Source organism: Acidimicrobiales bacterium, from assembly GCA_041394265.1.
GTDB lineage: Bacteria > Actinomycetota > Acidimicrobiia > Acidimicrobiales > SZUA-35 > JBBQUN01.
Map to the genome: position 1 here is coordinate 2,584,467 of JAWKIO010000005.1, position 11,215 is coordinate 2,595,681.

12 protein-coding genes are annotated in these 11,215 nt (G+C 68.1%); 8 read left to right on the top strand and 4 right to left on the bottom strand.

Translation table 11 applies throughout. The annotated features are described in order from the left end of the window. The first annotated feature begins 8 nt into the window (after positions 1-8). Both R2733_12605 and polX read left to right on the top strand, forming a co-directional pair. Complete coding sequence (locus R2733_12605; protein MEZ5377338.1) at positions 9-455, top strand: GatB/YqeY domain-containing protein; 447 nt, start codon at positions 9-11, stop codon at positions 453-455. Continuing rightward, on the top strand, positions 455-2,245 hold the full coding sequence (gene polX / locus R2733_12610) for a DNA polymerase/3'-5' exonuclease PolX (protein MEZ5377339.1): 1,791 nt from the start codon (positions 455-457) through the stop codon (positions 2,243-2,245). The genes R2733_12605 and polX overlap by 1 nt, the downstream gene beginning before the upstream one ends. A 65-nt stretch (positions 2,246-2,310) precedes the next feature. On the opposite strand, the gene R2733_12615 is transcribed toward polX, so the two are convergent. Genes R2733_12615 through R2733_12625 form a run of 3 tightly spaced genes read right to left on the bottom strand, consistent with a single transcriptional unit; the run spans position 2,311 to position 4,614 of the window. Further along, positions 2,311-3,297, bottom strand: coding sequence for a hypothetical protein (locus R2733_12615; protein ID MEZ5377340.1), 987 nt, complete (start codon positions 3,295-3,297; stop codon positions 2,311-2,313). Continuing rightward, complete coding sequence (locus tag R2733_12620; GenBank protein MEZ5377341.1) at positions 3,294-3,878, bottom strand: RNA polymerase sigma factor; 585 nt, start codon at positions 3,876-3,878, stop codon at positions 3,294-3,296. The genes R2733_12615 and R2733_12620 overlap by 4 nt, the downstream gene beginning before the upstream one ends. Before the next feature lie 37 nt (positions 3,879-3,915). Next, on the bottom strand, positions 3,916-4,614 hold the full coding sequence (locus R2733_12625) for a hypothetical protein (protein ID MEZ5377342.1): 699 nt from the start codon (positions 4,612-4,614) through the stop codon (positions 3,916-3,918). 61 nt (positions 4,615-4,675) lie between these two features. On the opposite strand from R2733_12625, the gene R2733_12630 reads away from it, so the two are divergent. Next, positions 4,676-5,230 (top strand): hypothetical protein, encoded by a 555-nt coding sequence (locus R2733_12630; protein MEZ5377343.1) that lies wholly within the window; start codon positions 4,676-4,678, stop codon positions 5,228-5,230. On the opposite strand, the gene R2733_12635 is transcribed toward R2733_12630, so the two are convergent. After that, complete coding sequence (locus R2733_12635) at positions 5,160-6,143, bottom strand: sterol desaturase family protein (GenBank protein ID MEZ5377344.1); 984 nt, start codon at positions 6,141-6,143, stop codon at positions 5,160-5,162. The genes R2733_12630 and R2733_12635 overlap by 71 nt on opposite strands. Positions 6,144-6,271: 128 nt before the next feature. Between R2733_12635 and R2733_12640 the strand changes: the two genes are divergently transcribed. The 5 genes from R2733_12640 (at position 6,272) to R2733_12660 (ending at position 11,166) form a co-directional block, all read left to right on the top strand. Further along, positions 6,272-6,802: an RNA polymerase sigma factor gene (locus R2733_12640; GenBank protein ID MEZ5377345.1), complete on the top strand. Its 531-nt coding sequence runs from the start codon at positions 6,272-6,274 to the stop codon at positions 6,800-6,802. Further along, positions 6,799-7,503, top strand: a complete 705-nt coding sequence (locus tag R2733_12645) for a hypothetical protein (GenBank protein ID MEZ5377346.1) — start codon at positions 6,799-6,801, stop codon at positions 7,501-7,503. Before R2733_12640 ends, R2733_12645 begins: the two co-directional genes overlap by 4 nt. Further along, positions 7,500-8,342, top strand: coding sequence for an ATP-binding cassette domain-containing protein (locus R2733_12650; GenBank protein MEZ5377347.1), 843 nt, complete (start codon positions 7,500-7,502; stop codon positions 8,340-8,342). Before R2733_12645 ends, R2733_12650 begins: the two co-directional genes overlap by 4 nt. A 94-nt stretch (positions 8,343-8,436) precedes the next feature. Continuing rightward, a complete protein-coding gene (locus R2733_12655) occupies positions 8,437-9,420 on the top strand; it encodes a hypothetical protein (protein ID MEZ5377348.1) in 984 nt (327 codons plus the stop codon). Positions 9,421-9,444: 24 nt separating this feature from the next. Then, positions 9,445-11,166, top strand: a complete 1,722-nt coding sequence (locus R2733_12660; protein ID MEZ5377349.1) for a class I adenylate-forming enzyme family protein — start codon at positions 9,445-9,447, stop codon at positions 11,164-11,166. The last annotated feature ends 49 nt before the right edge of the window (positions 11,167-11,215 follow it).

Consider the following 11,215-nt stretch of genomic DNA (forward strand, 5'->3'; position numbering starts at 1 on the left):
ATGAGGCGATGTTGATCGACACGATTCGGACCGACCTCACCGCCGCCATGAAGTCCCGCGACGCCCTCACCCTCCGCACCCTGCGGTCGGTGATCGCCGCGGTGCAGGAGAAGGAAGTCTCGGGTGCGGCGGCGGCGAAGCTCGACGATGACGGCGTGATGAAGGTGATCGCCGCCCAGGTCAAGCGGCGGGCAGAGGCGGCCGAGGCGTTCGACGCCGGCAACCGGCCCGAGAAGGCGGCCGATGAGCGAGCCGAGGCCGAGATCCTCGAGCGCTACCTGCCGAAGGGGCTCAGCGAGGACGAGCTGGTTGCCGTGGTCGAGGCCACGCTGGCGGCCAACGGGTTCACCGAGAAGGCCGACATGGGCAAGGCGATGAAGGCGGTCAACGCCGAGGTGGCGGGCCGGGCCGACGGGCGCCTCGTTGCCGACTTCGTGAAGGCTCGGTTGGCCTGATGTGCGGCGACCATCCTGAGCGGGTCGTCAGCAATCGCTCGGTGGCCGCCATGCTCGGCGAGCTGGCCGAGCTGACGACCCTGGCCGAGGGGTCACCCCAGTCGTTCAAGGTGCGGGCCTACGAGAACGCCCAACGTGCGGTCGAGTCGGAGTCGGCAACGCTGGCCGAGATGACCGAGGCCCAGCTGGCCAAGCTCAAGGGCATCGGCAAGTCGACCGCAGCGAAGATCCGGGAGTTCATCGACAGCGGATCGGTCACCAAGCTCGAGGCGTTGCGGGCCGAGTTCCCGCCCGATGTCGTCGCCCTCAGCAAGATCCCCGGTCTGGGGCCGAAGACGCTGCAGCAGATCCGCTCGCATCTCGGCATCAACGATCTCGCCGGACTCCAGGCGGCGATCGCCAACGAGACGCTGCGCACCGTGCCCGGCCTGGGGGCGACGAGCGAGGCCAAGATCGCCAAGGCCATCGAACGACTCGGGATGTCGGGCAAGGATCGTCGCACACCGATCGCCGACGCCCTGCCCCTCGCCGAACGGCTGGTGGCCGAGCTCTCGGCCCTGGAGTCGGTGACCGACGCTGCGTTCTGCGGGAGCCTCCGCCGCTTCTCCGAGACGATCGGCGATGTCGACATCACGGTGGCGTCGACCGATCCGGCGACGGTGATGGACCGGGTCCGCACCCACCCCGACGTCCACGACATCGTGGTGAGCGGCGACACGAAGACCTCGTTCCTCACCGTGGCCGGTCTGCAGGTCGACGTCCGCGTGGTGGAGCCGGAACAGTTCGGCGCGACCACCCTGTATTTCACGGGCTCGAAGGCACACAACATCGAGCTGCGGCAACGGGCGATGGATCGCGGCCTCGTGCTCAACGAGTACGGCCTCTTCGAGGCCGAGCGCGACGCCGACGGCAAGCCGACCAAGACCGCGAGCGACGTGGCGGTCGCCCGGCTGACCGAGGCCGAGATCTATGAGGCGCTCGGCATGTCGCTCGTGCCGCCGCCCATGCGAGAGGCCACCGGCGAGGTCGAGGCCGCAGCGAACGGTTCGCTGCCCGAGCTCGTCACTCGACCCGACATTCGGGGCGACCTGCACTACCACACCGACCGTTCTGGCGACGGCCGGTCGTCGTTGGCCGACATGGTCGCCAAAGCCGCAGCCCTGGGCTACGAGTACCTCGCCATCACCGACCACGGCGAGGACCTGGCGATCAACGGCTCGAACCAGGAGCAGATGCTCGAGCACCGAGAGAACATCCGGTCGTTGCAGTCCGAGTACCCCGACATGACGATCCTCTGGGGCTGCGAGCTGAACATCGGTGCCTCGGGCGGACTCGACTACTCACCGGAGTTCCGCGCCCTGTTCGACTACACGGTCGCCTCGGTGCACTCGCACTTCGATCAGGATCCCAAGACCCAGACCCAGCGACTCGTCACGGCCATCGCCGACCCGACGGTCAACTCCATCGGACATCTCACCGGTCGCTACATCGGCCGGCGTCCCGGCATCGAGCTCGAGATCGACATCGTGCTCGAAGCGCTGGCGCACTTCGACGTCGCACTCGAGGTCAACGGAGCGCTGCAGCGGCTCGACGCGGCGTCCGACGTGGTCCGCAAGGCGGTCGATCGAGGTGTGAAGCTGGTGATCAACACCGACTCGCATCACACCTCCGAGTTGGGCCGCATGGAGTACGGGGTGTTGACTGCCCAACGGGGCTGGGCGCCGAAGGACCTGGTGGTCAACACCTGGCCACGCGACCGGTTCCTGGAGTGGGCCGGTCACCGGCGCTGAACGCGATCGCTCCCTCGGTCGCCGATGACCGAACCGAGGCCCGACGGCGGTGACCGGCGAGCTGCTCAGTTGCCGCCGAGCATGCGACCCATGTCCATCGGCTGGGCGTCGGCCGGGGCCTCGATGGTCTGGGTGATGCCGAGGTCGTTCAGATCGATGCTGATCGAGCCGCTCATGGCCTCACCGGTGGAAGGGTCGACTGCATCGGCGTCGATGGTGACGACATCGATGAGCCCGTTGTCGTCGAGCACGAGGTCGATGTCGAGCGGCTGATCGGCCACGTCGGCCGGGAGTTGCTCGGAACCGATGCGATCGGTGAACACGCCGAGGCTCGGGAAGTCGGCGGCAAGACGCTGAGCCTCGCCGACGGTGACCGTGGCTCGGTAGTGACGAGCGTCGAGCTGCTCGACGTTCGACGCCGACTTCACGAGTTCGACGATCCCGTCGGACAGGGTGTTGCGCACGTCGACCGGCATGCCGGCAGCGGACAGGAAGTCGGCGATCCGCGGATCGTCGATCGAGTACCACTGGTCGCCGTCGCTCACGTAGATCGTGCCGCCGACCACGCGCAGCTCGGGCGTGCCACCGATCTCGGAGGCGAGGTCGTCGCCACTGACCGAAGCCGAGAGATCGGACCCGTCGAAGGCGGTGGTGAGCACGAACTCGTGACCACCCTCGGCGTCGGTGGTGACGGTGATGACGGCGGTGCCCGAGCGAGCGGCGTCGGTGTTCTCGGCGGCGCTGATCATGGCGGCATGGGCCTCGGGGACCGAGCCTGGGCCGAAGGCGACGACGCCGAACCCGACGGCGGCTGCGGTGGCGGCCGCAGCGCCGGTGAGGGCGACGCCCCGCTTGCGCCGTGCTCGGCGGGGAGCGATCTCGTCTTTCGTCGGTGCGGGGCCGAAGTCGCGGGCGTTGGCAGCGTCGGTGGAGGTGGTCATGGTGATCTCCTGGAAGAGGGCATCGGTCGACTCGCCGGCGAGGCGGCGGGGGTCGGGAACGGGATTGGCGTCGCGTAGGGCGGCGAGAATGGGATCGTTGGCGTCGGTCATGACGGCACCTCCGTGAGTGCGTCGGCGAGCCGCTTGCGCGCTCGATGGATTCTGATGGCAACGGCGTTGGTCGAGCAGCCGAGGACTCGGGCGGCCTCGGCGTGGGACAGCCCTTCCCACGTGATCAGGGTGAGGATGTCTTGGTCGTCGGGCGCGAGCGTGGCGAGCGCATCGAGGACCGGGGACGGGTCGCCGACGACGTGCTCGGCGAGGTCGGTGCCGGGCGACGTGGGTTCTCCGACGAGGCGAAGGTGGAGATGGTCGCGTCGGGTCTCGCTGCGACGCTGGTTGGCGAGCACGTTGCGGGCAACGCCGAACAACCACAGCTTGGCCTCGGCACCGGCAGGAAGATCGTCGAAACGTCGCCAGGCGGTGAGGAAGGTCTCGCTCACGGCGTCGGCGGCGCTCGACTCGGGGACGCGCCGACGGCAGTAGGCGTCGACTTCGTGGTGATACGCATCGAAGATCGTGCGGAACCGCTCCCTGCGCTCGTCGGGCGTCATCGGTCGATGTCCGACGCCGTCGACCGACTCGAACGGCCGGGAGTCGACAGGATCGAACGATGGTGAAAGGACGGACACATCACCCTCATGTCCGGCATCGCCTCGATCCTTTCGGTCAATCGGAGATTCTGTCGGAGAAGCTCGGTGGCGGGAGACGCTTCCAGTCGGCGATCTCGTCGAAGAATCGATCGGATCGACGAATGGTCGATCGAACGAGAAAGTGGTTGGCCGCTCCGCCGACGACGGCGCCGATCCCGAACGGCAGCACCTTGCCGACCAGGAGCGCACTGCGCTCGGCGCCGTAGCGAGCGATCAGGGTGCGAGCGATTCGGCTGTTCGCACGCTCGAGCACGTCGAGCGATACCGCACGTGATGCCGACACCGTGCCGCCGAGTTCGGCGATCGTCTTGCCCAGCCCTTCGGCGGCATCGTCGTCGAACGCCAACAGTGCGAGTACCCAGCTCTTGCGCTCCTCCATCACCGCGTCGGTGTGCCCGTGGACCGCAGCGACGGTGAGGATCATGTCGGTTGTGCGAGTGGCGGTCCACGCCACCTCACTGGCGGTGAGTCCGATGGCGGTCATGGTGCCGACACCGGGCATGGCCGCGGTTCCACCGGCGGTGGCCCCGAGTGCGATCAGTTCACGGAGGAAGGCCCGTTCGATCTGGGCAACTCGCTCGTTCTCGGTTCCGGTGGTTGCCTGCGCCCGCTCGAGGGCTTGATCCCACCGGTTCTCCACGGCCCGTTCGATGGCGGCCATCATGATCTTGCCGGTGCCGAACGACTGCAGCCGACTCTTCCTGCGCTTGGCCATGCGGCAATTGTGTCGCACGAAGTGTCGGGAACCAGATCGGCCGAGCGATCGTCGGAGTGACATGAAGCATCACATCATCGCCCTCCCGTTCGCTCTCGCCCTCGGTCTCGTTGCGTGCGGCAGCGATTCGACCAGCACCGTCGCCGGCGCCGACACCGCCAGCACCGTCGCCGGCGGCGACACCGCCAGCACCGTCGCCGGCGGCGACACGACCCAGGACTCGGTCGCTACCACCCTGCCCGACGGCCCGCTGGGCGGCGGTACCGGTGCGATCGGCACCGTCGAGATCACGGTCACCCATCCCGACATCGAGCCGATCGTCTACACCGTCGGCTGTATGGGCGACACGTTCCCGGTGACACCGCAGGTCGAGGGCGTGGTCGGGCAGCAGGCCTGTGAGCTGCTGGCCGACGAAGCGATCGCCACTCGGCTGATCGACGGCATCCCCGAAGATCAGGTCTGCACCGAGATCTACGGCGGTCCCGACGAAGCCCACATCGTCGGCGAGGTCGACGGCGTCGCCATCGATGCCACGATCACCCGGGTCAACGGCTGCGAAATCGCAGCATGGGAATCGATGCTCGGACTTCTGCCGCCAGCGATCGGCGCGACCTGATCCCCCGAAACGGGTGGAGGAGCTGCGCCACCATGCCCTGTGGAACGTACTCGTCGACGCCGTAGCGCTTCGGCCGGCGGCCCTTGGGCATGAAGTACGTGCCGAACAGCTGGTCCCACATCGGGAGGAACACCGAGTAGTTGCTGTGGATCGCCTCGGGGTCATTGGTGTGGTGCCAGTGGTGGAACTCCGGCGTGATCACGATCCGGTGCAGCGGGCGAAGGCGCCACTTCACGTTGGCGTGGAGGAAGATCCCGAGGACGATCTGCACGACGGCAAGGGCGCCGGTGAACTCGGCACTGAAGCCCGCAGCCAGGAGGAAGAAGAACGGCGGGGCCACCAGCGCGCCGTCGAAGGGGTGGTTGCGGAACCCGCTGATCCAGTCGAGGTGTTCGGTCGAGTGATGGATGGCGTGGAATCGCCATAGGAACGGCACCTCGTGTGACCAGCGGTGCACCCAATAGATCGCCAGATCGAACAGTGCGATGCCGACGAACGGTGCGACCGCGACGGGGATCAGCGCGACCAGCGGCCGGATGAGGAGGCCGGGCACCCATGCGAGCGTCACCACGCCGATGACCACGGCGACGGCGATGCCAACGATGTTGAGCAGTGGGCTGGCGAGGGCGAACGCCACGTCGCCGGCCAGCTGCGGCCGGCGCAATCGCTGACCGGGGTGGCGGGGGAACAGTTTCTCGAAGGGGACCACGAGAACGAAGAGGGCCACCAATACACCCAATGGCGACCGGTCGAAGGCCAGCGAGATCCCGACGATCAGGGCGGCGAGCGCGATCGGGAGACGCGCCCGCCGCCGAGCCGGGGCCGGTGCGGACGGTGGCGCCGGTTCGTGCGGAGGTGCGAACGAGGAGGGGCGCTGGGGTCGGACGGGTGGAGCAGGGATCGTGGCAGTCATGTGAAGGTTGTCGCTGCGAGACGCACGATCGGTTCGGCGTTGAGCAGGACGACCCAGCCGATCGCCTCCGACCAAGAAATCCGGGCGACAATGAACCGATCGAGCGGTTCCGGCCGACAGGAACACCGATGGTCGCCGAACGAGGGGAAGACGCTGCACTGGTGGCCCGGATCGCCCGGGGCGACCGCAGCGCGCTCGAACAGCTCTATCGGCGCCACGCCCATTGGCTCATCCAGCGGCTCCACAGTCGGTGTTCGGATCCCGACCTCGTCGACATGGCGTTGCAGGACACGTTCGTCGCGGTGTGGAAGTCGGCAAGGAAGTATCGAGGTGACGGCGACGTCGGTGCCTGGTTGTGGGGCATAGCGGTCCGCCGGCTCGTCGATCAGCTTCGCAAGAAGCGACCGGTGCCTGTGCCCCCCGATGCGGTGGTCGATGGTGTGGTGTCGTTCGAGGACACGTTCCTCGACAGCGGGCTCCACGGCGCGCTCGGGCCGGCGGTCGACCGGCTGGATCCCGACCTTCGTGCCGTGCTGGTCCTCACGGCGATCGACGGACTGACCACGAAGGAGGCGGCCGCGGTGCTCGGGATTCCGCAGGGAACCGTCAAGACCAGACTCCAGCGGGCCCGCTCGACGATGAAGGAGTTGCTCGCATGATGCCGATCGAACAATCGCGGATCGACGCCAACTGGCGAGCGATCGTGGTCGAACTCGACGCACCGCGTCCGGGCCGTGTCGAGCGTGCGCTCCGCGAGGTCGGCGTTCCCTCCGACATCACCCGGGTCATGGCCGCCACTCCCGCCCTTCGTCGATCGTGGTTCGCTGCTGTCTTCGCCGTCGCCGTCATCGGGCTCCTGGTCGCCGGGGCGGCCGACCCGCACGATGCGTTCTTCACGCTGGCCGTGCTCGCCCCACTGGTTCCGGTCGCAGGCGTTGCGATGGCGTTCGGACCCTCGAGCGACCCGGCTCACGAGATCGAGTTGGCGACGCCGAGCAAGGGGCTACGCCTCGTGCTGGTGCGAGCGGCGACGGTGCAAGCCGTGGCAACGGTCGTCCTGGGAGCGGTGTCGCTGTTGTCGCCCGTCGCCGTCACCACCTCGCTGGCATGGATGCTGCCGTCGTTCGGGCTGACCCTGCTCACGGTCGCGCTGATGGCAGCGGTCACTCCACGTCGAGCTGCCACTGCGGCCGCCGTCGGATGGGTGACCACCATCGTGGTCGCCAGTCGCCGCTTCGACGATCGCCTCGACGCGTTCGGTCCGGCAACGCAGGTGAGCGCCCTCGTGGTCGCCGGCATGGCACTCGTGATGCTGCAGCAGCGACGGGTCCGGTTCGATCTGCTCCGGGAGGAGGCATGACGAGCTCGGTCCTGGCCTTCGCTCTCGAGAAGCGCTTCGGCGGCGAGTCGGTGCTGGACGGCGTCGACCTGTCGATCCAGGGCGGCCTCACCGCCGTGCTCGGACCGAACGGCGCCGGAAAGTCGACGCTGCTTCGTTGCATCGCGACGGTGCTGTCCCCGGACTCGGGGTCGATGCTGATCGACGGGCTCGACCCACGGTTCGAGTCCGATCGCATCGAGATCCGTCGTCGGCTTGGCTACCTCCCGCAGGCTCATGGTCTCGGCGGTTCGACTCGGGTGTTCGACACCCTCGACTACCTCGCCGTCCTCAAAGAGTGCGGCGACGAACGGACTCGACGGCACATGGTCTTCGACGCCCTCGAACGTGTTGGACTGGCCGACCGGGCCGCAGCGCCGATCGCCGAGCTGTCGGGCGGGATGCGGCAGCGGCTCGGGGTGGCGCAAGCCCTCCTCGCCGCACCGACCCTACTGATCCTCGACGAGCCGGCCGCAGGTCTGGATCCCGACGAACGGTTCCGCCTCCGTGAGGTCGTCGCCGAACGACGGCAGCGCTCGACGGTGATCCTCTCCACCCATCTCACCGACGAGGTCACCCACTGCGACACCGTCATCGTGCTGGACCACGGGCGGGTGCGCTTCGTGGGTACCCCGACTCGACTGGCCGAACAGGCAGCCGGTCGGGCCTGGCGACAGTCGACACGTCCCGACGAGGCACGAGCGTCGTGGCTCGAAGCCGACGGAACGTATCGGTGTCTCGGCACGCCACCGCCCGGCGCTGTGCTCGTGCCTCCGACGGTCGAGGACGGCTACCTTCTCCTGGTCGACGCCACGACCTGAGGCACCGCCGCTCGATCACGGGCGATCGGCGTCCACCGCGGTTCTTGGAGTACGGTCCGGGTGGCTGGAGGGAAGCCAAGCGAGGGAGTTGGTCGTGGGCCGATTGGCGAAGCTGTTGGTGACGTTGGCGATCGCTGCCACGGCCTGCGGGTCGAGCAGCGGTTCGGCAGGCAGCGGGGAAGCAGGTGCCGATGCCGACGGGAGCGCCGGCTCGGCGAGTTCGACCGCAGCACCCACGACCGCCCCGGGGGCAGCGTTCAGCGACCCGGCCGACGCCGAGCGGGCAGCACTCGAGGACGCCCGTCAGGCCTGCCTCGAAGGGCTCATCGCCGAGGACCCCGGGTTGGGAGTCCTCCTCGAGAAGGCCGACGAGGCGGGTGGGGCGATCAACCTCCCGGTCGAGGAACACGTCACGATCGTGACCAGGGCGACCGAGTGCTCGCCGCCGCAGCTGATGAGTCTCCGCTTCGAAGAAGTCGACCAGCCGTGGCTCACCAAGGAGCACCGCGACTGTCTGGCGACAGCGGTGAAGGGCTCGGAGACGCAGGGCATGGCCTTCCTGGGTCTGCTGTACGTGTTGAACGGCCGCTTCGAGGTGCCGGCCTGGAGCGGCGCCGGACAGGATCCGGCAATCATCGGTGCGACGGCGTGTGTCTCGCCCGTCGCCCCGATCCTGGGCGAGAGCGTGGCCTCGATCCTGGAAGATCCTCGATCCGCTCCGGCGGTCGACCAGGCGTGTCTCGAGGAGGTGTACGCCGCGCCCGAGCAGAGGGTGAACTTCTGGCTCCAGCGGTACCGCCGGGTCGTCTACCGCGAGGAGGACGACGAGGCGATGAAACTGGCACTCGACGGCACGGTGCTCACGTGTCTGAACACGGGCATCCTCTATCAGGCGTCGCTGTGGCGCGAGCGCGGCATCGAGATCTCGAACGACACGGCCACGTGCATCGACGACAAGGTCAGGCCGACCGACTACGCCCGGCTGTCGGCGCTGGGTGATCCGGAGGCCGAGGAGATCCTCTCGACCGCGGCCGGCGAGTGCGTGACCTCGGCCGAGCGGGCGCAGTTCGATGATTGACTGCACGCCATGCCAGAGTGACGCATGTCGAATGAACCAACGACGGATCGTGTCGCCGCCATCACCCAACTGACGGCACCGGGCAGCCCGTTCGAGATCGTCAGGGCAACCGTCGGCGGCGTGGAGCTGCCGGTGTATGCGAACGCTGCGCCCTCGATGCGGGCGGTGTACGAGCGGAGCCTCGAGTACGGGGACCGCACGTTCCTCGTCCACGCCGACACTCGCTGGTCGTACCGTGAACACGGTGAGCGGGTGCGCAGGTTGGCGGCTCACCTCACCGAGCTCGGCATCGGGCAGGGTGATCGAGTGGTCATCGCCATGCGCAACTACCCCGAATGGGTGCTGGCATTCTGGACGATCCAGGCCATCGGGGCCGTGGCGGTGCCCCTCAACGCGTGGTGGACCGCCTCCGAGCTCGAGTATGGCTTGGATGACTCCGGAGCGGTCGCTGCGGTGGTCGACGACGAGCGGCTCGTTCGCCTGACCGATCGGCTGCCGGTGCTCCGAGCGGTCTACGTCGCCCGGTCTCGTGAGGCGGTGCCGGCATGGGCGCATCGGTTGGAAGATGTCATCGAGGCAGCGGGTGAGCCGCCGGCGCTGCCGGCGGTCGAGATCGCTCCCGATGACCCGTCCACCATCATGTACACCTCGGGGACGACCGGTCGCCCGAAGGGAGCGGTCCAGACCCACCGCAATCACTGCACGAATCTGATGAACACCACCCTGGGCGGCGCGCTGGCGGCTGCCATGGCCCCTGCGCCAACGGGCCAGACCCTGCCTGCGACGCCGGCACCCACGGTCGGGCTGCAGACCTTCCCGTTCTTCCACATCGGGGGACTCACGGGGCTCTACGTGTCGACGGCGTTCGGCGCCACCCTCGTGTGCATGTACAAGTGGGACCCAGCCGAAGCCGTCCGCCTGATCGTTGCCGAGGGCATCACGAGCGTGTCGGGCGTGCCCACGGTGATCCGTCAACTCTTCGACGAGCTGGATCGTGAGGGTGTCGTTGCCGAGTCACTCGGATCGGTGTCATCCGGCGGTGCGCCCGTGCCGCCGAGTCTGATCGACCGGATCGGTGAGCGTTCCGGTCGTGGCATCCGTCCGGCCAATGGCTACGGCCTCACCGAGACCACGTCGGCCGTGGTGTCGAACTCGGGGGCCGACTACTACGACCACTCCGATTCCGTCGGCCGCCCGGTCCCGGTGGCCGAGGTGAGCATTCGCGACGAACTCGGCCAGGCGGTCACCGACGGCACCACCGGTGAGCTGTGGGTGAGGGGACCGAACGTCGTGGCCGGCTACTGGAACAATCCCGAGGCCACCGCCGCGGCGTTCACCGACGGTTGGTTCCACACCGGCGACGCGGCGTACGTCGACAACGGCTTCGTGTACGTGGTCGATCGGCTGAAGGACGTCGTGTTGCGCGGCGGCGAGAACGTGTACTGCGCCGAGGTGGAAGCGGCCCTTCATGCCATTCCGGGAATCGTCGACGTCGCCGTGATCGGTGTGCCACACGATGTGCTCGGCGAGGAGGTCGCCGCCATCGTCGAACTCGCCCCCGATGCCGAGCTGACCGGCGCCGAGATCCAACGCCGGTTGGCCGAGCATCTGGCCTCGTTCAAGGTGCCATCGATCGTTCGCCGAACGTCCGAGCCGCTCCCGAGAACGGCCACGGGCAAGGTGCTCAAGCGTGACCTGCGCTCCGCCGTCGAGCGCGGTGATCCGATCTTCGTCACGCTCGACTGAGGGGGCGTCTCGCCCGCCGAGTCCGACCCTGACCGGCTGCCCGACCTCT